This is a genomic window from Nocardioides ungokensis (assembly GCF_013466985.1).
Taxonomy (GTDB): Bacteria; Actinomycetota; Actinomycetes; order Propionibacteriales; family Nocardioidaceae; genus Nocardioides; species Nocardioides ungokensis.
Window position 1 is genome coordinate 2,662,234 of sequence record NZ_CP059164.1, and the last position, 22,658, is coordinate 2,684,891.

Annotated in this window: 19 protein-coding genes and 4 pseudogenes; all 23 read right to left on the reverse strand. The window is 72.9% G+C overall.

All coding sequences use genetic code 11. The annotated features are described in order from the left end of the window. Nucleotides 1–7: 7 nt before the first annotated feature. Nucleotides 8–934, reverse strand: coding sequence for a methionyl-tRNA formyltransferase (gene fmt / locus H0S67_RS13140; RefSeq protein ID WP_180933426.1), 927 nt, complete (start codon nucleotides 932–934; stop codon nucleotides 8–10). A gap of 6 nt (nucleotides 935–940) precedes the next feature. Continuing rightward, complete coding sequence (gene def / locus H0S67_RS13145; protein WP_180933427.1) at nucleotides 941–1,486, reverse strand: peptide deformylase; 546 nt, start codon at nucleotides 1,484–1,486, stop codon at nucleotides 941–943. Between the two features lie 66 nt (nucleotides 1,487–1,552). Then, the gene (locus H0S67_RS13150) at nucleotides 1,553–3,595 is read right to left on the reverse strand and encodes a primosomal protein N' (RefSeq protein ID WP_180933428.1); all 2,043 of its coding nucleotides are present in this window, start codon (nucleotides 3,593–3,595) and stop codon (nucleotides 1,553–1,555) included. Nucleotides 3,596–3,747: 152 nt separating this feature from the next. Further along, entirely contained in the window at nucleotides 3,748–4,938 is a 1,191-nt protein-coding gene (gene metK, locus H0S67_RS13155) for a methionine adenosyltransferase (protein WP_180933429.1), read from the reverse strand. A 73-nt stretch (nucleotides 4,939–5,011) separates the two neighbouring features. Then, on the reverse strand, nucleotides 5,012–6,265 hold the full coding sequence (gene coaBC, locus H0S67_RS13160; RefSeq protein WP_180933430.1) for a bifunctional phosphopantothenoylcysteine decarboxylase/phosphopantothenate--cysteine ligase CoaBC: 1,254 nt from the start codon (nucleotides 6,263–6,265) through the stop codon (nucleotides 5,012–5,014). 23 nt (nucleotides 6,266–6,288) lie between these two features. Next, nucleotides 6,289–6,620: pseudogene (gene rpoZ / locus H0S67_RS13165) on the reverse strand (DNA-directed RNA polymerase subunit omega). A gap of 34 nt (nucleotides 6,621–6,654) precedes the next feature. Further along, nucleotides 6,655–7,276 (reverse strand): annotated as a pseudogene (gmk, locus tag H0S67_RS13170) (guanylate kinase). After that, the gene (mihF, locus tag H0S67_RS13175) at nucleotides 7,269–7,589 is read right to left on the reverse strand and encodes an integration host factor, actinobacterial type (RefSeq protein WP_180933431.1); all 321 of its coding nucleotides are present in this window, start codon (nucleotides 7,587–7,589) and stop codon (nucleotides 7,269–7,271) included. The pseudogene gmk and the gene mihF overlap by 8 nt, the downstream one beginning before the upstream one ends. 115 nt (nucleotides 7,590–7,704) lie before the next feature. After that, nucleotides 7,705–8,142 carry a hypothetical protein gene (locus tag H0S67_RS13180; RefSeq protein ID WP_180933432.1) on the reverse strand — a complete coding sequence of 146 codons (438 nt, stop codon included), beginning with the start codon at nucleotides 8,140–8,142 and terminating at the stop codon, nucleotides 7,705–7,707. After that, entirely contained in the window at nucleotides 8,142–8,963 is an 822-nt protein-coding gene (pyrF, locus tag H0S67_RS13185) for an orotidine-5'-phosphate decarboxylase (protein WP_180933433.1), read from the reverse strand. The genes H0S67_RS13180 and pyrF overlap by 1 nt, the downstream gene beginning before the upstream one ends. Nucleotides 8,964–8,973: 10 nt before the next feature. After that, nucleotides 8,974–9,837, reverse strand: a complete 864-nt coding sequence (locus H0S67_RS13190; protein ID WP_180933434.1) for a tRNA-dihydrouridine synthase — start codon at nucleotides 9,835–9,837, stop codon at nucleotides 8,974–8,976. Next, complete coding sequence (locus H0S67_RS13195; protein WP_180933435.1) at nucleotides 9,834–10,394, reverse strand: iron-sulfur cluster-binding protein; 561 nt, start codon at nucleotides 10,392–10,394, stop codon at nucleotides 9,834–9,836. The genes H0S67_RS13190 and H0S67_RS13195 overlap by 4 nt, the downstream gene beginning before the upstream one ends. After that, nucleotides 10,391–10,687, reverse strand: coding sequence for a ferredoxin reductase domain-containing protein (locus H0S67_RS13200; RefSeq protein WP_180933436.1), 297 nt, complete (start codon nucleotides 10,685–10,687; stop codon nucleotides 10,391–10,393). The genes H0S67_RS13195 and H0S67_RS13200 overlap by 4 nt, the downstream gene beginning before the upstream one ends. Then, complete coding sequence (locus H0S67_RS13205; RefSeq protein ID WP_246354718.1) at nucleotides 10,684–11,466, reverse strand: quinone-dependent dihydroorotate dehydrogenase; 783 nt, start codon at nucleotides 11,464–11,466, stop codon at nucleotides 10,684–10,686. The genes H0S67_RS13200 and H0S67_RS13205 overlap by 4 nt, the downstream gene beginning before the upstream one ends. Beyond that, nucleotides 11,463–11,720, reverse strand: a complete 258-nt coding sequence (locus H0S67_RS28215) for a dihydroorotate dehydrogenase (protein WP_246354719.1) — start codon at nucleotides 11,718–11,720, stop codon at nucleotides 11,463–11,465. The genes H0S67_RS13205 and H0S67_RS28215 overlap by 4 nt, the downstream gene beginning before the upstream one ends. Next, nucleotides 11,717–15,048, reverse strand: a pseudogene (carB, locus tag H0S67_RS13210) (carbamoyl-phosphate synthase large subunit). Before carB ends, H0S67_RS28215 begins: the two are co-directional and overlap by 4 nt. Nucleotide 15,049: 1 nt before the next feature. Next, a pseudogene (carA, locus tag H0S67_RS13215) lies at nucleotides 15,050–16,218 on the reverse strand (glutamine-hydrolyzing carbamoyl-phosphate synthase small subunit). Nucleotides 16,219–16,555: 337 nt separating this feature from the next. Next, on the reverse strand, nucleotides 16,556–17,911 hold the full coding sequence (locus H0S67_RS13220) for an HNH endonuclease signature motif containing protein (RefSeq protein WP_180933437.1): 1,356 nt from the start codon (nucleotides 17,909–17,911) through the stop codon (nucleotides 16,556–16,558). 282 nt (nucleotides 17,912–18,193) lie between these two features. Further along, nucleotides 18,194–18,589 (reverse strand): VOC family protein, encoded by a 396-nt coding sequence (locus H0S67_RS13225; protein ID WP_180933438.1) that lies wholly within the window; start codon nucleotides 18,587–18,589, stop codon nucleotides 18,194–18,196. A gap of 48 nt (nucleotides 18,590–18,637) precedes the next feature. After that, nucleotides 18,638–19,924 (reverse strand): dihydroorotase, encoded by a 1,287-nt coding sequence (locus H0S67_RS13230; protein WP_180933439.1) that lies wholly within the window; start codon nucleotides 19,922–19,924, stop codon nucleotides 18,638–18,640. Next, complete coding sequence (locus H0S67_RS13235; protein ID WP_180933440.1) at nucleotides 19,921–20,886, reverse strand: aspartate carbamoyltransferase catalytic subunit; 966 nt, start codon at nucleotides 20,884–20,886, stop codon at nucleotides 19,921–19,923. Before H0S67_RS13235 ends, H0S67_RS13230 begins: the two co-directional genes overlap by 4 nt. Then, nucleotides 20,883–21,470, reverse strand: a complete 588-nt coding sequence (gene pyrR / locus H0S67_RS13240; RefSeq protein ID WP_180933441.1) for a bifunctional pyr operon transcriptional regulator/uracil phosphoribosyltransferase PyrR — start codon at nucleotides 21,468–21,470, stop codon at nucleotides 20,883–20,885. The genes H0S67_RS13235 and pyrR overlap by 4 nt, the downstream gene beginning before the upstream one ends. 119 nt (nucleotides 21,471–21,589) lie before the next feature. Beyond that, nucleotides 21,590–22,600, reverse strand: a complete 1,011-nt coding sequence (locus H0S67_RS13245; protein ID WP_180933442.1) for an NADPH:quinone reductase — start codon at nucleotides 22,598–22,600, stop codon at nucleotides 21,590–21,592. Nucleotides 22,601–22,658: the final 58 nt, after the last annotated feature.

Sequence of the window (22,658 nt, forward strand, 5' to 3'; positions counted from 1 at the left end):
TCACCGGTCATGCGAAGCGAGCTCCCGGCTCGAGTCTCACGCCGCGCGCCCAGTCGGCCGCGCCCATCAGCTTGCGCCCGTGGGCTTTCACCTCGCCGAGCCGGACCGGGACGGTGGCGGTGCCGACGTACACGGCGTTCTTGGTGACCTCGAGCGCACCCGGCGCCAGCGGCTCGCGTTCGGGGGCCGTCGCCACCGGGCCGATCTTGATCCGCTCACCGTCATGGGTGGACCAGGCGCCGGGGCCGGGTGTGCAGGCGCGGATCCGGCGGTCGACGGCCACGGCGGGCTCGGACCAGTCCACGCGCGCGTCCTCGACGGTGATCTTGGGGGCGAAGCTGACGCCCTCCTCCTGCTGGGGACGGGCCACCAGCGATCCGTCCTCGATGCCGTCGAGGGTCGCGACCAGGAGCCCCGCGCCGCCCTCGGCGAGCCGGGCCAGCAGCTCGCCGGCGGTGTCGTCGGGCCGGATCCGCTCCGTCATCACGCCGAACGTCGGCCCGGCGTCGAGCTCCTTGACGATCCGGAAGGTGGTCGCCCCGGTGACCTCGTCGCCGGCCCACAGCGAGTGCTGGACCGGGGCGGCGCCCCGCCAGGCGGGCAGCGCCGAGAAGTGCAGGTTGACCCAGCCGTGGACGGGGATGTCGAGCGCGGACTGCGGGAGCAGCGCGCCGTAGGCGACCACCGGGCAGCAGTCGGGGCGCAGGTTGCGCAGCGCGTCCTGGAACTCGGGGTCACGCGGGTGCTCGGGCTTGAGCACCGGGATCCCGAGCTCCTCCGCGCGCAGTGCGACCGGGCTGGCGACCAGCCTGCGGCCACGGCCGGCCGGGGCGTCGGGGCGGGTGACGACGGCGACGACCTCGTGGTGGGAGCCGGCGAGGGCGTCGAGGGAGGGGACGGCCACCTCGGGGGTGCCGGCGAAGACCAGGCGCATCAGCGGTCAGAACCCCAGTCCGCGGGTGGCGTGCGGGGAGACCTTGACCGTCGGCTTCTCCAGGCCGAACCAGTCCGACTCGCGGATCGCCCGCATGGCCGCCTTGCGGGCCTCGCCGTCGAGACGGTCGACGAAGAGCACCCCGTCGAGGTGGTCGGTCTCGTGCTGGATCGCGCGGGCGAGGTATTCCGAGCCCTCGATGGTGACGGGCTCGCCGTACATGTCGAAGCCGTGCGCGACCACGGAGAGCGCGCGCCGGCAGTCGAACGTGAGCCCGGGGATGGACAGGCACCCCTCGGGACCCTCCTGCGCCTCCTCGGAGAGCTCGAGGCGCGGATTGACGAGGTGGCCGACCTGGCCGTCGACGTTCCAGGTGAAGGCCCGCAGCCCGACGCCGATCTGCGGCGCGGCGAGGCCGGCTCCGGGGGCCTCGAGCATCGTGTCGGTGAGGTCGGCGACGAGCTTGCGCAGTTCCTTGTCGAAGTCGACGACCTCGATCGCCGGCTTGCGCAGCACCGGATCGCCGAACAGACGGATGGGCTGGATGGCCACGGGACTCCTTGCACTGGGGTATGCGAGGCACTGGGGGAATGCGAGGACAGTCTAGGGATCGCACGTTCAGAGGGTCGCCGGGTCCACCTGGATGCGGATGGCGGCGAGCTTGCGGCTGGAGCGCATCCGCTGCAGGTCGCCGAGTGCCCGCGACAGCGCCCGACCCTGGGCGCGCGGCACTCGCACCACCACCCGGCTCTCGCCCTCGGCCACCGGGACCGGCCCCAGGACCTCCGCGCCGGCCGGGGCGTCGAGCAGGGTCAGGGCGTCGTCGATCGCCCCGGGGTCGCCGGTGATCGTCGCGATCCGGCTGGCGGGCGGCAGGTGGGCCTCGTGCCGCTCGTGCATCTCGCGGGCCGCGAACCCGGCGAGGTCCCACCGCACGAGCGCCTGGAGGGCCGGGTGGGCCGGGTCCCCGACCGCGACGACCGAGCCCCCAGGCCGGACCAGCGCGGCCGCGTTGCTCCAGCGGCGCAGCGCCTCCTCCTCGGTGCGCAGGTCGGTGCGCCCCAGCAGTAGCCAGGTGTCGAGGAGGACCACCCCGGCGTAACCGCCCTCGGCCACCGGCTCGGCGCCCGGGGTGGCGACCACGATCGCCGGCTCGTCGTCGACCTCGGCGAGCACCCGGTCGCCGCTGGAGGTCCGGACCCGGATCGCCGGGAAGGTGCGCCCGAGCTCCTCGGCGGTGCGGGCGTCGCCGAGAACGGGCGCCCGCAGGCCGCGGTGCCCGCAGTGCGCGCACGCCCACCCGTCGGCGACGGCGCCGCACCAGCGACAGGCGGGCGGGGTCGTCGGCCCGGTCAGCGCGAGCGGGCCGGAGCAGGCCGAGCACCGTGCCGGGGTGCGGCAGCGCTCGCAGGCCAGCGACGCGGCGTACCCGGTCCGCGGCGTCTGGACGAGCACCGGGCCACGCTGCAGGCCGGAGCGGATCGCGTCGTGGACCTGACGGGGGATGCGCGACGCGCGCGCCATCGGGTCGCGCTCGAGGTCGTGGTCGGACGCGCCCGCGATGCCGACCGTCACCCGCTCGCGCACGACCGCCCGCGGCGCGGCGAGCTCTCGTGCCCAGCCGGTGCGCAGCAGGTACTCGGACTCGACGGTGCGGGCGAAGCCACCGACCAGGGCTGCCGCGCCCTCGCGCTCGGCGCGCAGCAGGAGGGTCTCGCGGGTGTGGGGGTACGGCGCGCGCGGCTCGGCGTGAAGGTCGTCGCCGTCGTCCCAGATCGCGACCAGGCCGAGGTCGTGCACCGGCGCGAAGCCCGCTGCACGCGTGCCGACGACGACCCGGCGCGCGCCCCGGCTGACGGCCAGGAAGTCGCGGTAGCGGCGGGCCGGGCCGGAGTCGGCCGTGAGCAGCACGTGGTGGCCCTCCCCCAGCACGGCGGTGAGCGCCCGGTCGACCCGGGCGGCGTCCTTGCCGTCGGGCACGCAGAGCAGGGCGCCGCGACCCCCGGAGTAGGTCGCGGCCGCGGCGTGGGCGAGCGCCAGGGGCCAGTCAGTGGCGGGCGCGGCCGTCCACACCGCCCGGGGGCTGCCGCCGTCGGCGAGGTGGTGGAGGAAGGCCTCGGCGGGCTCGTGCCCGGCCCAGGCGGCGGACGCCGCCGAGCGGTCCCACGCCGACGGAGCCGGCGCCGGGGTCGAGGCCTGCTTCTCGGTCGTGGCGTGCCGTGCCGGGACGGCCAGGCGCAGCACGTCGGCCCGGGCCCCGGCGTAGCGTTCGGCGAGGTCGGCGGTCAGGCCCGCGACCTCGGGGCTGAGCACCCGCTCGTCGCTGACCACCCGGCGCAGCGGGGCCAGGCGGCCCCCGTGGTCGGACTCGGCCGCACGGGCGACGACGTAGCCGTCGACGTCCTGGCCGGCGAAGCGGACCTTGACCCGCACCCCCGGCTGCGCGGCCGCCGCCATCGCCGCCGGGACGGCGTAGTCGAAGGGCCGGTCGAGGTGGGCGAGCGGGACGTCGACCAGCACGCGCGCGACGGGGTCGACGTCGGTGACCTCGGCCTCGGCGGCCTTGCGGGCCCGGGTCGCTCGGGCCTTGGCCTGGGAGGCCTTGACGCTCGCCCGGACCATCCCGGGCAGCAGCTCGGGTTGCTCCTCGGGGTCGGTCATGGGCGCAGTTCTACCAGCGGGCGCCGACGTGTCCGGCGGCGCCGTCTCGGCGTGGGGTTGTCAGGGGGTTCCCACGGTTGTCGGCCGGTGAAGCGGCCGACAACCACAGGAGTCCCCGGTCAGCCGGGGACTCCTGTGGCGACGACGAGGCCTCAGCGGCCGGCGGCGGCCTTGAGCGCGTCGGCGCGGTCGGTGCGCTCCCAGGTGAACTCCGGGAGCTCGCGGCCGAAGTGGCCGTAGGCGGCGGTCTTGGCGTAGATCGGGCGCAGCAGATCGAGGTCGCGGATGATCGCGGCCGGGCGCAGGTCGAAGACCTCGAGGACGGCGCGCTGGATGTCCTCGTCGGGGACGGTGCCGGTGCCGAAGGTCTCGACGAAGACGCCGACGGGCTGGGCCTTGCCGATCGCGTAGGCGACCTGGGCCTCGCAGCGGCGGGCCAGGCCCGCGGCGACGACGTTCTTGGCCACCCAGCGCATGGCGTACGCCGCGGAGCGGTCCACCTTCGACGGGTCCTTGCCGGAGAAGGCACCGCCACCGTGGCGGGCCATGCCGCCGTAGGTGTCGACGATGATCTTGCGACCGGTCAGGCCGGCGTCACCCATCGGGCCGCCGACGACGAAGCGACCGGTCGGGTTCACGAGCAGGCGGTAGCCCTCGGAGGGGATCGCGAAGGTCTCGAGCACCGGGTCGATGACGTGCTTCTTGATGTCGCTCTCGAGGGTGCCGAGCTCGGTCTCCCCGGCGTGCTGGGTCGAGAGCACCACCGTGTCGACGCGCACCGGGCGGTTGTCGGCGTCGTACTCGATGGTGACCTGGGTCTTGCCGTCCGGACGGAGGTACTCCAGGGTCTTGTCCTTGCGGACCGCCGAGAGGCGCTCGGCGAGGCGCTGCGCGATCACGATCGGCAGCGGCATCAGCACCTCGGTGTCGTCGCAGGCGTAGCCGAACATCAGGCCCTGGTCGCCGGCACCCTGCTTGTCCATCGCGTCCACCGAGCCGGTGCGGCTCTCGTGGCCGGTGTCGACGCCTTGGGCGATGTCACCGGACTGACCACCGATGGCGACCATGACGCCGCAGGACTCACCGTCGAAGCCCTTCGCGGAGGAGTCGTAGCCGATCTCGAGGATCCGGTCGCGGACGATCTTCTTGATGTCCACGTAGCCGGTGGTGTCGACCTCGCCGGCCACGACGACCAGGCCGGTCGTCAGCAGCGTCTCGACGGCGACCCGGCTGTGCGGGTCCTGCGCGAGCATCGCGTCCAGGACTGAGTCACTGATCTGGTCGGCGATCTTGTCCGGGTGACCCTCGGTCACCGACTCCGACGTGAAGAGACGTCCAGCCACAGTGCTACCCACTCCCGTTCGATGGTCATTCGAGACAACGATAACGATCGTCCCGAACTGCGGGACACCGGTCTCAATCTTGCAGGCGCCTGGTCACTTCGTCCCAGATGACGCGCGCCAGTGCGGTCTTCGAGCCGTAGGGTACGTCGGTCACGGCGCCGTCGGCACCGAGAATCACCGCTTCGTTGTCGGGACTGCCGAACACCGCTCCCCCGCTCACGTCGTTGACGACCAGCAGGTCGCAGCCCTTGCGGGCCAGCTTGGCCCGGCCCAGCTCGAGCACGGAGCCCGTGTCGTCGCCCGTCTCGGCGGCGAAGCCGACGATGACCGACCCGCTGCGGGCGCGATCGGTGCTGATCTCGTGGAGGATGTCGGGGTTCTGGGCCAGCTCGATCGGCGGCGCCGAGCCGTCGGAGGCCTTCTTGATCTTCGCGTGGCTGACCGCGGTGGGCCGGAAGTCGGCGGGCGCGGCCGCCATCACCACGGCGTCGGCCGATGCAGCCGCGGCCACGACCTCCTGGCGCAGCTGGGCGGTCGTCTCGACCCGCACCACCTTGACGCCGGCGGGGTCGGGCAGCGTGACGTTGGCGCTGACCAGGGTGACGTCGGCGCCCCGCGCGGCCGCGGCCCGGGCCAGGGCGTAGCCCTGCAGCCCCGAGGACCGGTTGCCCAGGAAGCGCACCGGGTCGAGGTACTCGCGGGTGCCACCGGCCGAGACGACGACCCGGCGTCCGGCCAGGTCGAGGTCGCCGGCGCCGCGCGCGAGGACCTCGGTGCACACCTCGAAGATCTCGCCGGGCTCGGGCAGCCGGCCCTTGCCGGTGTCCTTGCCGGTCAGGCGGCCCTCGGCGGGCTCGATCACCAGGGCCCCGCGGGACCGCAGGGTGGCGACGTTGTCGCGGGTGGCGGCGTGCTCCCACATCTCGGTGTGCATGGCCGGGGCGAACACGACCGGGCAGCGCGCCGTGAGCAGCGTGTTGGTGAGCAGGTCGTCGGCCAGCCCGTGCGCAGCCTTGGCCATCAGGTCCGCGGTCGCCGGCGCGACGACCACCAGGTCGGCGGTCTGCCCGATGCGCACGTGCGGCACCTCGTGGACGCCGCTCCACACGTCGGTGGCCACCGGCTTGCCGGACAGGGCCGCCCAGGTGGGGGCACCCACGAACTCCAGGGCGGCTGCGGTCGGGACGACGGTGACGTCGTGGCCGGACTCGGTGAGCCGGCGCAGCAGCTCGCAGGCCTTGTACGCCGCGATCCCGCCGCTGACCCCGAGGACGACGCGAGGCCGCCCCCCATCGCGGGAGGCGGCCACGTCGTCACTGCTGGTCATGGTGCCAGCCTGTCAGAGCAGAGTCACTCGGGCGAGCTGAACCCCGACTCGAGGGCAGCGGCCTTGGCGGCAGCCTCCTCGGCGGCGAGCTCGGCGGGGTCGACGTCCTCGCAGGTGAGCAGGTCGTCGTTGATCTCGCGCAGCGCGATCGAGAGCGGCTTCTCCTGGACGTGGGTGTCGACCAGCGGGCCGACGTATCCAGCAGCCCCTCGCCGAGCTGGGAGTAGTACGCGTTGATCTGACGGGCGCGCTTGGCGCTGTAGAGGACCAGCTTGTACTTGCTGTCGGTCTTGGTGAGCAGGTCGTCGATCGAGGGGTTGGTGACACCCTCGGCGGCGATGTTGGGGGCAGACACGCGTGAAGCCTCGCTGGGTCAGATAGGGATCGAATCAGGGCTGGTCGGGCCGGAGCGAGGGACGCTCCTCTCCCACCGTCATCAAGGTTACCAACTGCTCGGCTGCGGCGTGAACTTCGTGGTTGACGATGGTGACGTCGAACTCCGGCTCGGCGGCCAGCTCCTCGCGGGCGGTGACCAGCCGGCGGGTCCGCTCCTCCTCGGTCTCGGTCCCCCGGCCCACCAGCCGTCGGACCAGCTCCTCCCACGACGGGGGCTTGAGGAAGACGAAGAGCGCCTCGGGCATCGTGCCGCGCACCTGGCGGGCACCCTGCAGGTCGATCTCGAGCATGGCGGGGACGGCCGGCCGCGAGCGCCGCCTCCACGGGCCGCCGGGGCGTGCCGTAGCGGGCCGCTTTGTGCACGACCGCCCACTCGAGCAGCTCGTCCTCGGCGACCATCCGGTCGAACTCGGCTTCGGAGACGAACCAGTAGTGGACGCCGTTCTCCTCCCCCGGCCGCGGCCGACGGGTGGTGGCGGACACCGAGATCCAGACCTCGGGGTGCGTCTCCCGGACGGCGGCGGCCACGGTGCCCTTGCCGACCGCGGTCGGGCCGGCGAGGACGACCAGGCGCGAGCGACGCGCGCCGGCCTCCGAGGAGTGGGGCTCAGTCACGCGAGGCGAACTCGCGCTCGAGCGCGGCCACCTGCTTGGTCCCGAGCCCGCGCACCCGGCGGCTCTCAGCGATGCCGAGCCGCTCCATGACCTGGCGCGCGCGGACCTTGCCGAGACCGGGCATCGACTGCAGCAGGTCGACGACCCGCATCTTGCCGATGACCTCGTTGTCCTGACCCTCGCGGAGGACGTCGACGATGGAGGCGCCGGAGTTCTTGAGCCGGTTCTTCACCTCGGCCCGTTCCCGGCGGGAGGCGGCGGCCTTGTCGAGGGCCGCCTGGCGCTGTTCGGGGGTGAGCGGGGGCAAAGCCACGTGCGTCAGGTCCTTCGGTCGCGGTGGGGCCGGGTCGGGCTCGGTGCTGGGTCAATCTAGTCAGAACCGGCGTGCGCAGCAATTAACGGCGCGGCGCCCCGCTGGGCGCCGTGTCTCAGAGCGTGAGCGAGGTCTGGCACACGTCGCGGGCCTCCTGGTCCAGCCCCTGCAGGGCCGCCAGCGTCTCGCCGCTGCCGAGCTCGCGCGCGGCCGCGTCGATGCGCGCCTTCTGCTCGGTGGTCAGGCCCTGCGGCGGCTTGGTGCGGTCGTACGTCGCGGGGTCGACGCCGGCGGCCTGCAGCGCGTCGTCGAGGGCCTTGATCCGGCTCACGACCTGCTGCCACTCGTCGGTGATGTCGCTGGGGGCCTTGCCCTGCAGGTCCTCGAAGATCGAGAGGGCCTTGATCAGCGAGTCCTGGCCACCGTCGCCGGTGATCTTCGTGAGCTCCTCCTGGTGGTCCTTGACCGCCGAGCAGTAGTCGTCGGTGCGGTTTCCGCACCCGGCGGCCAGCGGCAGCAGGGTGAGGGCCAGGACCGCGATCCAGGTCCTCATCAGCGCAGCACCGCCAGCTCGTCGTTGGCGCGGCGCGCGGCCTCGCCCAGCGCCTTGGCGTCCGGGCCGGCGCCGAGGAGCCCGCGGCTGGAGCTCGGCAGCACCGCACCGGCGGCCGTCCCGAAGATCCGGCGGAGGTCGGCGACGGTGCCACCCTGGGCGCCGTACCCGGGGGCGAGCAGGGGGCCGTTGACGTCGAGCCGCTCGCCGGTCTCCCCGATCGTGGCGCCGACGACCGCTCCGAAGGAGCCGAGCGGCTCGGCCCCACGGTTGAGCTCCCGCAGGTGGTCCAGCATCCGGCCGGCCACGGTCCCGTCTCCGTCGACGCGGGCGTGCTGCACCTCGGGGCCCTCCTTGTTGGACGTGAGGGCGAGCACGAAGAGCCCCGCGTCGTGACGGCGGGCGGTCTCGACCATCGGGTCGAGCGAGCCGAACCCGAGGAAGGGGCTGGCGGTGATCGCGTCCACGGCGAGCGGCGAGGAGGGGTCGAGGTAGGCGTCGGCGTACGCCTGGGAGGTCGAGCCGATGTCGCCCCGCTTCACGTCCAGCAGGACCAGCGCCCCGGCCGCGCGGGAGTCGGCGACCACCCGCTCCAGCACCGCGATGCCGCGGCTGCCGAAGCGTTCGTAGAACGCCGACTGGGGCTTGATGACCGACACGTGCGGGGCCAGGCCCTCGACGGCGGTCAGCGCGAACCGCTCCAGCCCGGCGACGTCGTCGTCGAGCCCCCACTCCCGCAGGAGCGAGGCGTGCGGGTCGATCCCCGCGCACAGGGGGCCACGCTCGGCGATCGCGGCGTGGAGTCGGGTCCCGAAGGTCATGCGGTGCCTCTCAGTCGGTGCTCGTGCTCGTGCCAGTGTGCAGGGGTACGCCGTCGCGCAGCTCCGCGGCCACCCGCGCGGCAGTCGTGGGGTCGTGCAGCAACGCGGTGCCGATCTGTACGGCGGTCGCGCCTGCAGCCAGGAAGCTCCGGGCGTCCTCGGCCGTGGTGATGCCGCCCACGCCGACGACCTCGGCGTCCGGGAGCTCGGCGCGGAGGTCGGCCACGCAGCGCAGGGCCACCGGGAGGATGGCCGGTCCGCTGAGCCCGGCCTGGCGGCCGTCAGGCATCGCTGCCGGCAGCGCGTTGCCCACCACGACCGCGGCGGCTCCGGCGTCGAGCACCGTGCGGGCGCTCTCGACGACCCGCACCACGTCGGCGCGCAGCTTGGCGAGCACCGGCACGCCGCGGGGCAGGTCGCGGTGGACGGCGGCGACGACGCTGGCGGCGTGGAACGGCTCGCGCACGTCGAAGACCCCGGTGGTGGGGGCGTCCGGGGACGAGAGGTTGACCTCGATCGCCGAGACCCCCGGCGAGCCCCCCAGGCGCCGGGCCAGCTCGGCGTACTCCCCCAGCGAGCTGCCGGCGATCGAGACGATGATGCGGGCGCCCTGCTGGGCCAGCCACGGCAGCTCGGTGGCCAGGAAGCCCTCGAGGCCGGGGTTCTGCAGCCCGACCGCGTGGACCAGCCCGGACGGTGTCTCCAGGATCCGGGGCTGCGGGCCGCCCGGGCGCGCGTTGAGCGTGAGCGTGCGGGTGACGAAGCCGCCCAGTTCGGCGAGCGGGCCGTACGCCGCGAGCTCGCGGCCGGTGCCCCCACAGCCGGAGGCGACCAGCACGGGCGAGGCCAGGCGCAGGCCGGCGAGGTCGGTCACCGGGCGGCCTCCGGCTCGGCCGACAGGTCGGTCCTGAGGTCGGTCCAGCGCACCCGGTCGCCGCGCAGCACGGGGCCGTCGACGCAGGCGCGGGCGGTGCGCGAGATCCCGGCCTCCCCGACCACGGGGACCGCGCAGCCGTGGCAGAGGCCGGTGGCACACGTGAGCGGCCGCTCGAGGGCGGTCTGGCTCCAGGCGCCGTGGGCCTCGGCGGCCGCCGCGACGGCGTGCAGCGTGGGCACCGGGCCGGCGGCGTAGACGACCTCGGCCGCGGCCTTGGTCAGGACCTCCGCGATGACATCAGCGACCAAGCCACGGCGTCCGACCGAGCCGTCCTCGGTCACCACCGTGACCGCCCGGGCGGAGCGGCGTGCCTCGAGGGCGGACAGCAGGTGGGCCTCGTCGGGGCCCGCCACGACCAGCGTCACGGTGCAGCCGCGCTCGCGCAGCCGCTCGGCGAGCGGGAACAGCGGGGCGGCAGCGTAGCCCTCACCGACCAGGACGCAGCTGACGGGCTCCTTGGGAAGCGCGAAGGGCCGGCCGAGCGGGCCGGTCACCTCGAGCCTGCTCCCCGGGCCAGGCGGGTGAGCCAGGTGGTGCCGGGGCCGACCGCCTCGACCACCAGCTCGAGGGCGGCGCCGTAGCCGCCGACCGGCTTGACCCGGTGGATCCAGAACGAGCGCCGCGCCAGCCGCGACTCGCTGACGGACACGGCCAGGAAGTTGCCGGGGCGGAAGCCCTCAGCCACGCCCGGCGCGACCAGCGTGAGGTGGTGGTAGGCGCCGATCTTCTTCGTCGCCAGCAGCTCACCGGTGACGTGGACGGGCCCGGGCCGGGCGGTCTGGGTCACCCGGACGCCCCGGCGACGATCCGACGCGGCCAGAAGGGCCCCTCGTAGATGAAGGCGCTGTAGCCCTGGAGGAGCGTGGCTCCCGCGTCGAGGCGGGCCCGCGCGTCCTCGACGGTCGTGATCCCGCCGACCCCGATCAGGGTGAGGTCGTCGCCGACCCGGCCGCGGAGCAGGCGCATCACCTCGAGGGCACGGGCGGTGAGCGGCCGCCCCGAGAGTCCCCCGGCGCCGATCTCCTCGACCCGCGTCGCGGGGGTGCGCAGGCACTCGCGGGAGATCGTGGTGTTGGTGGCGATGATGCCGTCCAGGCCGATCGCGCCGGCCAGGTCGGCCACCGCCAGCACGTCGTCGTCGCTCAGGTCCGGGGCGATCTTGACCAGCAGCGGCACCCGCGCCTCGGTGACCGCGTCGACCGTGCGGCGCACGTGCTCGAGGAGGGGGCGCAGCCGCTCGACCGCCTGCAGGTTGCGGAGGCCCGGGGTGTTCGGCGAGCTGACGTTGACCACGAGGTAGTCGGCGTACGGCGAGAGCAGCCGCGCACTCTTCTCGTAGTCGGCCAGCACCGCCGACTCGTCGTCCTCGGGCACCACCTTGGTCTTGCCGATGTTGATGCCCAGGATGGTTCCTCGCCGACCCGTCGCCTGCGCACGGGCGGCCAGCCGCCGGGCCACGGCCTCGGCGCCGTCGTTGTTGAAGCCCATCCGGTTGACGACCGCACGGTCCTCGGGCAGCCGGAACAGGCGCGGCTTGGGGTTCCCGGGCTGCGCCTCCCCGGTCACGGTGCCGACCTCGACGTGCCGAAGCCCAGCGCGGCCAGCGCGTCGACGCCGACGGCGTTCTTGTCGAAGCCGGCGGCCAGGCCCAGGACGTTGCGGAAGGTCAGCCCCATCGCCTCGACCGGACGACCCGGGGTCGGGACGCGGCCGAGCACCGGCCCGCCCGCCCGGATCGCCCGGAACGCCGTGTGGTGCGCGCGCTCGGCGTCGGTCCGGGTCAGGACGTGGTCGAACAGCAGCCGGTAGGGAGCGGTCACGAACCCGCCCTGCGCAGGGCCCAGTCCTGGAGGCTGCGTACGCCGATCTCGCCACGGTCGAGCGCCTCGATGCCCTGTACCGCGGCGCCCAGCCCCTGCACCGTGGTGATGCACGGGATGTTGGCCATGATCGCGGCGGTGCGGATCTCGTAGCCGTCCACGCGTGCGGAGCCGCCGCCGGTCGCACCGTGCGGCGTGTTGATGACCAGGTCGATCTCGCCGTCGAGGATCAGCTGCACGGTCGTCTTCTCGCCGTCCGGACCCGTGCCCTCGAAGTGCTTGCGCACCACCTTCGCGCGCACGCCGTTGCGGCGCAGCACCTCCGCCGTGCCCTGGGTCGCCAGGATCTCGAAGCCGTGGTCGGAGAGGACCTTGATCGGGAAGATCATGTGGCGCTTGTCCCGGTTGGCCATGCTCACGAACACCCGGGCGCCCCCCTCCTTGGTGGCGAGCGGGAGGGACCCGAACGCCGCCGTCTGGGCCTTCGCGAACGCCGTGCCGAAGTCGGCGTCGAGTCCCATCACCTCGCCGGTCGACTTCATCTCCGGGCCCAGCACCGTGTCGACGTTGCGGCCGTCGGGGGTCCGGAACCGGTTGAACGGCATCACCGCCTCCTTGACCGCGATGGGCTGGTCGCCCGGCAGCGTGCCGCCGTCGCCCTCGGCCGGGAGGACCCCGGCCTTCCGCAGCGACGCGACCGACTCGCCGAGCATCACCCGGGCGGCGGCCTTCGCCAGCGGCGTGGCGGTGGCCTTGGAGACGAACGGGACGGTCCGGCTGGCCCGCGGGTTGGCCTCGAGCACGTAGAGCACGTCGGAGCCGAGGGCGTACTGGATGTTGAGCAGCCCGCGCACCCCGACCCCGCGCGCGATCGCCTCGGTCGCCTCGCGGATCCGGCCGATCTCGGCTTCGCCGAGGGTGATCGGCGGCAGCGCGCACGAGGAGTCGCCGGAGTGGATGCCGGCCTCCTCGATGTGCTCCATCACGCCGCCGAGGAAGAGCTCCTCGCCGTCGAAGATCGCATCGACGTCGATCTCGACGGCGTCGTCGATGAACCGGTCGACAGCACCGGGTGCTCCGGGCTGATCTCGGTGGCGCGCTCGATGTAGCCCTCCAGCGCGTCGTCGTCGTAGACGATCTCCATGCCGCGGCCGCCCAGGACGTACGACGGCCGCACCAGCACCGGGTAGCCGATCTCGTCGGCGATCCGCTTGGCGTCGGCGAACGACGTGGCCATCCCGTGCTTCGGGGCGGGCAGCCCGGCCTCGGCCAGCACACGGCCGAAGGCGCCGCGCTCCTCGGCGAGGTGGATGGCCTCGGGCGAGGTGCCGACGATCGTGACGCCGTTGTCCTTCAGCCCCTGCGCGAGGCCCAGCGGGGTCTGGCCACCGAGCTGGCAGATCACGCCGGCGACCGGGCCCGCCTGCTCCTCGGCGTGCACGATCTCGAGGACGTCCTCGAGCGTCAGCGGCTCGAAGTACAGCCGGTCGGAGGTGTCGTAGTCGGTCGAGACGGTCTCGGGGTTGCAGTTGACCATGATCGTCTCGTAGCCGGCCTCGGCGAGCGCCAGGGACGCGTGCACGCAGGAGTAGTCGAACTCGATGCCCTGGCCGATCCGGTTCGGACCGGAGCCGAGGATGATCACCGCTTCCTTCTCGCGCGGCTCGACCTCGGACTCCTCGTCGTACGACGAGTAGTGGTACGGCGTCGCCGCCGCGAACTCGGCGGCACACGTGTCGACGGTCTTGAACACCGGCCGGATGCCCAGCGCGTGCCGGACCCCGCGGACGACGTCGGCGGTCATGCCGCGGATCTTGCCGATCTGGACGTCGGAGAAGCCGTGGCGCTTGGCCGTGCGCAGCAGCTCGGGCGTCAGCTCGGGCGCGGCGGTGACCTCGGCGGCCACCTCGTTGATGAGCACCAGCTGGTCGACGAACCACGGGTCGATGGCGGTCGCGTCGAAGATCTCCTCCGGAGTGGCCCCGGCCCGGAGCGCGTCCATGACCTTCTTCAGCCGGCCGTCGTGCGGGGAACGGATCTCCTCCAGCAGGGCGGCCTTGTCGAGGTCGACCCACTCCTGGTGCCAGTCGAAGACTGCATCCTTGCTCTCCAGCGAGCGCAGCGCCTTCTGCAGCGCCTCGGTGAAGTTGCGACCGATCGCCATCGCCTCGCCGACCGACTTCATGTGGGTGGTCAGCCGCGGGTCTGCGCCCGGGAACTTCTCGAAGGCGAACCGTGGCACCTTCACCACGACGTAGTCGAGGGTCGGCTCGAAGGCCGCAGGCGTGCTCGACCCGTCCTCACGGGTGGTGATGTCGTTGGGGATCTCGTCGAGCGTGTAGCCGATCGCCACCTTGGCCGCGATCTTGGCGATCGGGAAGCCGGTCGCCTTGGACGCCAGCGCGCTCGACCGGGACACCCGGGGGTTCATCTCGATCACGATCACCCGGCCGTCGGCCGGGTTGACGGCGTACTGGATGTTGCAGCCGCCGGTGTCGACGCCGACCTCGCGGATGATGCCGATGGCGAGGTCGCGCAGGTGCTGGTACTCGCGGTCGGTGAGCGTCATCGCGGGGGCGACCGTGATCGAGTCGCCGGTGTGGACGCCCATCGGGTCGAGGTTCTCGATCGAGCAGACGATGACGACGTTGTCGGCCTTGTCGCGCATCACCTCCAGCTCGTACTCCTTCCACCCGATGATCGACTCCTCGATCAGCACCTCGGTGGTCGGGCTGGCGGCCAGGCCGGCGCCCGCGATGCGGGCCAGGTCGCCCTCGTCGTACGCGATGCCGGAGCCGGTGCCGCCCATCGTGAACGACGGGCGCACCACAGCCGGGTAGCCCAGCTCGGCCACGGCCTTCTCGCAGTCGTCGAGCGAGTGGCAGACCACGCTGCGCGCGACCTCGCCGCCGACCTTCTCGACGATCCCGTTGAACAGCTCGCGGTTCTCACCGCGGTGGATCGCCTCGAAGCTGGCGCCGATCATCTCGACGCCGTACTTCTCCAGCACGCCGCGCTCGTGCAGCGCGATCGCGGCGTTGAGCGCGGTCTGGCCGCCCAGCGTCGGCAGCAGCGCGTCGGGGCGCTCCTTGGCGATGACCTTCTCGACGAACTCCGGCGTGATCGGCTCGACGTACGTCGCGTCGGCGAACTCGGGGTCGGTCATGATCGTCGCCGGGTTGGAGTTGACCAGGACCACGCGCAGGCCCTCGGCCTTGAGCACCCGGCAGGCCTGGGTGCCGGAGTAGTCGAACTCGCAGGCCTGTCCGATGATGATCGGCCCCGAGCCGATCACCATCACGGACTTGATGTCGTCACGCTTCGGCATCTCAGGCCTCCTTCATGAGGTCGGCGAACCGGTCGAACAGGTAGGCCGCGTCGTGCGGGCCCGCGGCGGCCTCGGGGTGGTACTGGACCGAGAAGCTCCTCAGCCGGCCGTCGTCGCCGCGCAGCTCGAGGCCCTCGACCACGCCGTCGTTGAGGCAGACGTGGCTGACCGTCGCGGCGCCGTACGCCGTCGGCACCGGCTCGTCGAGCCCCACCCCGTCGGCCACTGCACCGCGAAGCCGTGGTTGTGCGCGGTGACCTCGACCTTGCCGGTGGTGCGGTCCATGACCGGCTGGTTGATGCCGCGGTGGCCGTACTTGAGCTTGTAGGTGCCCAGGCCGAGCGCGCGCCCGAAGAGCTGGTTGCCGAAGCAGATCCCGAAGTAGGGCAGCCCCCGCTGCAGCGCCCCGCGCAGCAGCTCGATCTGGTGCGTGGTGGCCGCCGGGTCGCCGGGGCCGTTGGAGAAGAACAGGCCGTCGGGCTGCACGGCGAGCACGTCGTCGAGGCTCGACGTCGCCGGCAGCACGTGCACCTCGATGCCGCGCTCGGCCATCATCGCCGGGGTCATCCCCTTGATCCCCAGGTCGAGGGCGGCGACGGTGAAGCGCCGCTCACCGACGGCGGGCACGACGTACGCCTCCTTGGTGGAGACCTCGCCGGCCAGCTCCGCGCCGGCCATCTGTCCGGACTCGCGGACCCGCTCCAGCAGGGCTCCCGGGTCGGTCTCGACCGAGGAGATGCCGACGCGCATGGCGCCGCGCTCGCGGAGGTGTCGGGTCAGCGCCCGTGTGTCGATCCCGGAGATGCCGACGACGCCCTGCTCGCGGAGCTCGTCAGCGAGGCTGCGGCGGGAGCGCCAGTTGGACGGGACTCGGGCCGGGTCGCGGACGACGTAGCCGGCCACCCAGATCCGGCGGGACTCCGGGTCCTCGTCGTTGATGCCGGTGTTGCCCACGTGTGGGGCGGTCATCACCACCTGGCGGTGGTAGGACGGGTCGGTCAGCGTCTCCTGGTAGCCGGTCATGCCGGTGTTGAAGACGGCTTCGCCGAAGGTCTCCCCCGCGGCGCCGTAGGCCTCGCCGCTGAAGGTCCGACCGTCCTCGAGGACCAGGATTGCGGGGGAACGAGTCGACCGGGTCGAGGACGGGTGAGCGGGGGCATGCAGTGGCACGCCGTACCTCCTTCTCCGCCTCACGGGACGGATCGTTAAAGGATGCGCAAGCGAGCCCGACCCTACCAGCGCGGCCGACCCCGGCAGGCACGCCGTCCCGGAGGGCAGGACGCGCCCTCGACCCACCCGACAGGCCCGACTCCTAGAGGGCGCTGCGGATGTCCGGTCGTTCCAGCGGCCGCGCGCACCAGTCGAAGTGCCTGTCGCTCCCCGAGGCGCTGTAGCAGTTGCTCGTCGCCAGCGCGGGTTCATCTCCCGGGCGGTGCGGCGTTTCCGGATCTTGGCCAGGTCGTCGCCGAAGTCGATGACCGCACCGGGCGCCCACGAGCCCCGTCACTCACGGCGGGGTCTGTTTTCGGATCCAGGTCGGTGGTGGTGCTCCGGGTCGCTGGGGTGGGAGGAACTCGGGCTTGCCGTCGGTCGGGTTGAGCCTGACCTGCCAGGGGGTGTGGTGGATGGTGCGGTGGTGGTGGCCGCAGAGCAGCACCAGGTTGTCCAGGCTGGTGACCCCGTCGTCGACCCAGTGGACGATGTGGTGCGCGTGGCCCATCACCGGGGGTCTGGTGCAGCCGGGGAACGCGCAGTGGCGGTCGCGGCAGACCAGGGCCCGCCAGATCGCGGGGGTGACCAGTCGGCTGGTGCGGCCGACGTCGAGAACCTCGCCCTGGGTGCCGAGGGCGATGGGGATGAGGTCGGCGTCGCAGGCCATCCGCCGAATAGTCGCGGGGGTGAGCTCCAGCCCGTCGTCGGTGACCGCTGCTCCGATGGTCCGGAGATCGGTGCCGGTGGTGCCGAGGGTGGCCCAGTCGATCTGTTCCTGGAGGGCCTCGAGGCTGGTGGTGACCGCGATCCGGGGTCGGGCGCCGTGGCAGTCGGGTGGCAGGTCGGTGGTCAGGGCGTGCCGGCAGGTCTCGACCAGCGCGTCCCAGAGTCGGGCGCCGTGGTCACGAGGGTCGGTCAGCTGGTCGCCGTCCGGATCGGACGGGTCCACCGCGGGCTGGGGCTTGGTGAGCGGGAGGAGGGCGGCCTTGATCGCGGCGGCGTCCTCGACGGTGCCGCGGCCGCGGAGCCGGATGCCGCCGGCCCCGTCCTCGACGATCGCCAGGAAGCGACCATGGTGCGCGGCCCGGTCCTGCCGGTCCAGCTCCTTCTCGGTCTTGCGTTCGGCGCCGTCGGGGTCGGCGACCTCGACCAGGTGCCGGGCGGCCTTGGCCAGGTCGGTCGCGTTCAACCGGGTCGCGGCATCGAGGAGGAACGCCTCCCCGTCCTGCCGAACTGTTGCGTCGGTCGGCAGCCGGTCCACTGCGTCCACGATGACCGCCGCCTGCTCGGGCGACACCCGCCCCGCGGTCATCGCGGCGTGGGTCGCGGAACGCTCGTGGACCAGGGTGTCGGCGTGCCGGACGGTCTGGTGACCGGTGCCGCGGTGGGTGCCGGCCAGGTGGGTGAACCACTCCGCGGTCGACCCCCACGCCAACTCACCTTTGGCGACCCCGCGGGCGTGCACCTCGGCCACGACCGCGGCTTCCAGGGCGGCGAGGTGGGCGCGGAGTCGCTCGGCGACCACCACCGCCTCGACCAGCTCCTCCGACGTCTTCGCGACCCACATGGTCTCGTCGAGCTCGGCCAGCACCCGGTCCGCACATGCGACGACCCCGGCGGGGGTGGTCGGCGTACCGGTGGGCTGCTCCATGACCCAACTCAACCAGAGGCCACCGACAGTCAGGGGTCGTTGACCTGCGGTTATCCACCGCCGAAGATAACGAATCGATCACCTGTTCGAGACATTCCCGATAGTCACGCAAGGACCGCCGGCCCGCAGCCCGGGAAGCAGCCGAAACCCAGCGGGGCGTCCCCCGCGTAGCTGCCCAAGGACCGCAACCACCAACCGCCCGCAAGCCGACGTGGTCAACGCCCTGCGTGGGCTGCGGGGGTTTCGAGGCTCGCTGACGCTCGCACCTCAACCACCGGAGGGCTACTTGGCCTCCGGGTCGGGCTGGTGGATGCCGAACGTGTTGCCCTCGGGATCGAGGTAGTACCCCTGCCACGCCATGCCGGTCAGCGCCATCTTCGGCAGCGCGACCTGCCCACCCGCATCGAGGATCCGGCGCTCGGTCTCGTCGTAGTCACCGACGCCGATGGTGCAGACGAACGCGTTCGTCCCCTGCTGCGCGGCGGGCGCCGGCGCGGGACGCTGCAGCAGGCCGCCGTTGATCCCGAGCTCGTCGTCGGGGCCGGTCACGATTCCCCAATAGGTGGAGCCGGTGACCTGGCCCCAGTCGGTGAAGGACCAGTCGAACACCGCGCCGTAGAAGGCCTTGGCCCGCTCCACGTCGTCGGCCTGGATCTCGAAGTGCACCACACGGGACATGCAGATCCTCCTCGGTCGATGGGACCGAGACTGCCACGCACCCGCGGGTCAGGCCAGCTTGCCGTCCAGCACCGTCGGTGTGCCGCGCAGGAAGGTCGCGACGACGCGGCCGGGCAGCTCCATGCCGGCGTACGGCGTGTTCCGCGAGAGCGAGGCCGACTCGGAGGCCTCGACGGTACGACGCGCGGCCGGGTCGTAGAGCACCACATTGGCGGGCTCCCCCACCTCGATCGGACGGCCGTGGTCGGCCACCCGGCCGATGCGCGCGGGGGTGTAGGACATCCGCTCCGCGACGCCGGCCCAGTCGAGCAGGCCAGGGTCGACCATGGTCTCCTGCACGATCGAGAGCGCCGTCTCCAGGCCGAGCATGCCGAAGGCCGCGGCCGCCCACTCGCAGTCCTTGTCCTCGTGCGGGTGGGGGGCGTGGTCGGTGGCGACGATGTCGATGGTGCCGTCGGCCAGCCCGACTCGGAGCGCCTCGGCGTCGGCCGCGGAGCGCAGCGGAGGGTTGACCTTGTAGATCGGGTCGTACGTCGCGGCCAGCTCGTCGGTGAGCAGCAGGTGGTGGGGGCAGGCCTCGGCGGTGACGTCCCAGCCCTTCGCCTTGGCCCAGCGGACGATCTCGACCGACCCCGCCGTGGACACGTGGCAGACGTGCAGGCGCGAGCCCACGTGCGCGGCGAGCAGGCAGTCGCGGGCGATGATCGCCTCCTCCGCCACTGCCGGCCAGCCGGCGAGGCCGAGGCGGCCCGACAGCTCGCCCTCGTTCATCTGCGCACCCTCGGTGAGCCGCGGCTCCTGCGCGTGCTGGGCGATGACGCCGTCGAACGCCTTGACGTACTCCAGCGCCCGCCGCATCAGCACGGCGTCGCTGACGCACTTGCCGTCGTCGGAGAACACCCGGACCCGGGCCGCGGAGTCCGCCATTGCGCCGAGCTCGGCCAGCCGCTCCCCCGCCAGCCCGACGGTCACCGCACCGACCGGGTAGACGTCGCAGTAGCCGGCCTCGCGGCCCAGCCGCCAGACCTGCTCCACCACACCGGCGGTGTCGGCGACGGGCTCGGTGTTGGCCATCGCGTGGACGGCCGTGAAGCCGCCGGACGCCGCGGCGCGGGTGCCGGACTCGACGGTCTCGGCGTCCTCGCGACCGGGCTCGCGCAGGTGGGTGTGCAGGTCGACCAGGCCGGGCAGCGCAACCAGCCCGGTCGCGTCGACGGTCTCGGCGCCCTCGGCGGACAGGCCGCTGCCGATCTCCCGGACGACCCCGGCGGCGAGCAGCAGGTCGGTGGGCTCGCCCCCCAGGATCGAGGCGTTCTTGATCAGGTAGGTGGTCACTCCGGGAGCCCTTCGGTCGAGACGGCGGGCTGCGACCCACCCAGCAGCAGGTACAGGACGGCCATCCGCACGGCCACGCCGTTGGTGACCTGCTCGACGATCACCGAGCGGTCGGAGTCGGCGACGTCAGCGGTGATCTCCATGCCGCGGACCATGGGTCCGGGGTGCATGACGATCGTGTGGTCCTGGAGGGTCGCCATCCGGCGGCCGTCCAGGCCGTAGCGGCGGGAGTACTCCCGCGCGGTGGGGAAGAAGCCGCCGTGCATCCGCTCCCGCTGGACGCGCAGCATCATCACCACGTCGGCCTTCGGGAGCACCGAGTCGAGGTCGTACGACGTCTCGACCGGCCAGCTCTCGATGCCCACGGGGAACAGCGTGGGTGGCGCCACGAGCGTGACCTCGGCCCCGAGCGTGCGCAGCAGCAGCGCGTTGGACCGGGCCACCCGGCTGTGCAGCACGTCGCCGACGATCGCGACCCGGCGCCCGTCCAGGCTCCCCCCACTCTGCGGGGCCAGGTGCCGCCACATCGTGAAGGCGTCCAGCAGCGCCTGGGTCGGGTGCTCGTGGGTGCCGTCGCCGGCGTTCACGACGCTCGAGCGCACCCACCCGGAGTTGGCCAGCCGGTGCGGGGCGCCGCTGGCGGAGTGGCGCACGACCACCGCGTCGGCCCCCATGGCCTCGAGCGTCAGTGCGGTGTCCTTCAGGCTCTCGCCCTTGGACAGCGAGGACCCCTTGGCCGCGAAGTTGATGACGTCGGCCGAGAGCCGCTTGGCGGCGGCCTCGAACGAGATGCGGGTGCGGGTGGAGTCCTCGAAGAACAGGTTGACCACGGTGCGGCCGCGCAGCGCGGGCAGCTTCTTGATCGGCCGGTCGGCCAGCGAGCGGAGCTCCTCAGCCGTCCTGAGGACCAGCTCGGCGTCGTCGCGGGTCAGGTCGGCCGCGCTCAGCAGGTGTCGCTTCATGCTCCCTCTCCCTCCGAGCCCAGGATGGTGACGGCGTCGACGTCGTCCACGCCCAGCAGCCGCACCCGCACCCGCTCCACGAGCGAGGTGGGGAGGTTCTTGCCGACGAAGTCCGCCCGGATCGGCAGCTCACGGTGGCCGCGGTCGACCAGCACGGCCAGACGCACCGCCTTGGGCCGACCGATGTCGCCGAGCGCATCGAGGGCGGCGCGGATGGTGCGCCCCGAGAAGAGCACGTCGTCCACCAGGACGACGGTCCTGCCGTCGATGCCGCCGTTCGGGATCTGGGTCGGCAGAAGCGCCCGGGCCGGCTTCATCCGCAGGTCGTCGCGGTACATCGTGATGTCCAGCGAGCCGACCGGGACGGCGTACCCCTCGACGGAGGCGATCCGCTCGGCGATCCGCTCGGCGAGCGGTACGCCGCGGCTGGGGATGCCGAGGAGGACGAGGTCCGAGCCGCCCTTGTTGCGCTCGAGGATCTCGTGGGAGATGCGGGTGAGGGCCCGACCGATGTCGGACCCGTCCATCACGGTGCGTGCGGTGTCCGCAGCTGCGGCGGACTCTGGTTCCAGGTGCGCGGGCATGTGCCGCTGACCTCCTTCTCCGCCTCACGGGACGGCTCGTTAAAGGATGTCGATCGGCACCGACCCTAGCAGGGCCGGACGCCTCCCACTGCCGAGGCGCCGACCCCCGGCGGGGCAGCTCAGCCGACGTCGACCAGCACCTTGCCGACCGCGCCGTTCTCCACGGCCTCGTGGGCCTTCGCGAGGTCCTCGAGCACGAAGTGGTGCAGCGGGACGCCCGCCTCCTCGCCGACGCGGAGCGCACCCGCCGTCACGGCGGCGTTGATGTCCTCGGCCGCGGCGTCCACCAGGTCCTGGCCCAGGGTGTAGAGCAGCACGAACTGGTAGCGCAGGTTGCGGGAGAACGTCGCCCGCAGGGGCAGGGTGACCTCGTCGCCGCCGTTGTTGGCGTAGATCGCGATCGTCCCGCGGATCCTCGTCACCGCCAGGTCGAGCGCGTTGTTCTGCGCCGGCGCCACCTCGACCACGATGTCGACCCCGTCCGGGGCGAGGGCGAGGACCTCCTTCTCGACGTCCTGCTCGCGGTAGTTGACGACGTGCTGGGCGCCCGCCGCCGTCGCCAGTGCCTTCTTCTCGGGGCTGCTGACGGTCGTGATGACACGGGCACCCGCCCACCGCGCCAGCTGGATCGCGGCGTTGCCCACAGCGCCGGCCCCACCGGCGACCAGGACGGTGCGACCCTCAAGCGCACCCGGCGCGAGCCGGGAGGGGCCGCCCTCCGAGGCGGTGAGCGCCCGGTGGGCCGTCACCGCCGGGACGCCCAGGCTCGCCCCCAGGTCGTACGACGCGCCCTCGGGCAGCGGCACGACCCGTTCGGCCGGCTGGACGGTGTGCTCGGCGGCCGTGCCGTGGGGGCGACCGTGCTGCGCGAGGACCAGCCAGACCCGCTGGCCGACCTCGAGACCCGTGACGCCCGCACCGACCGCGTCGACGACGCCCGCGCCGTCCTGGCCGGGGGTGACCTCGTCGTACGCCATCGCGGCACCGGTGCGGAACTTCCAGTCCGTGGGGTTGACCCCGGCCCGCACGATCCGCACCCGCACCTGGCCCGGACCCGGCTCCGGCACGGGCCGGTCGACGAGCTCGAGCACCGACGCCGGACCGGTCTCTCGGTACACCACTGCGCGCATGCATTCGCCTCCATCTGTTCGGTTACCTATGTTCAGTAACCCACGACCAGGAGGTTCC

Coding starts and splice junctions, on each gene's coding strand:
- fmt (WP_180933426.1), bottom strand. CDS start 934: ATGCGCCTGGTCTTCGCCGGCACCCCCGAGGTGGCCGTCCCCTCCCTC.
- H0S67_RS13150 (WP_180933428.1), bottom strand. CDS start 3,595: ATGACCGACCCCGAGGAGCAACCCGAGCTGCTGCCCGGGATGGTCCGG.
- coaBC (WP_180933430.1), bottom strand. CDS start 6,265: ATGACCAGCAGTGACGACGTGGCCGCCTCCCGCGATGGGGGGCGGCCT.
- H0S67_RS13180 (WP_180933432.1), bottom strand. CDS start 8,142: ATGAGGACCTGGATCGCGGTCCTGGCCCTCACCCTGCTGCCGCTGGCC.
- pyrF (WP_180933433.1), bottom strand. CDS start 8,963: ATGACCTTCGGGACCCGACTCCACGCCGCGATCGCCGAGCGTGGCCCC.
- H0S67_RS13220 (WP_180933437.1), bottom strand. CDS start 17,911: ATGGAGCAGCCCACCGGTACGCCGACCACCCCCGCCGGGGTCGTCGCA.
- H0S67_RS13225 (WP_180933438.1), bottom strand. CDS start 18,589: ATGTCCCGTGTGGTGCACTTCGAGATCCAGGCCGACGACGTGGAGCGG.
- H0S67_RS13235 (WP_180933440.1), bottom strand. CDS start 20,886: ATGAAGCGACACCTGCTGAGCGCGGCCGACCTGACCCGCGACGACGCC.
- pyrR (WP_180933441.1), bottom strand. CDS start 21,470: ATGCCCGCGCACCTGGAACCAGAGTCCGCCGCAGCTGCGGACACCGCA.
- H0S67_RS13245 (WP_180933442.1), bottom strand. CDS start 22,600: ATGCGCGCAGTGGTGTACCGAGAGACCGGTCCGGCGTCGGTGCTCGAG.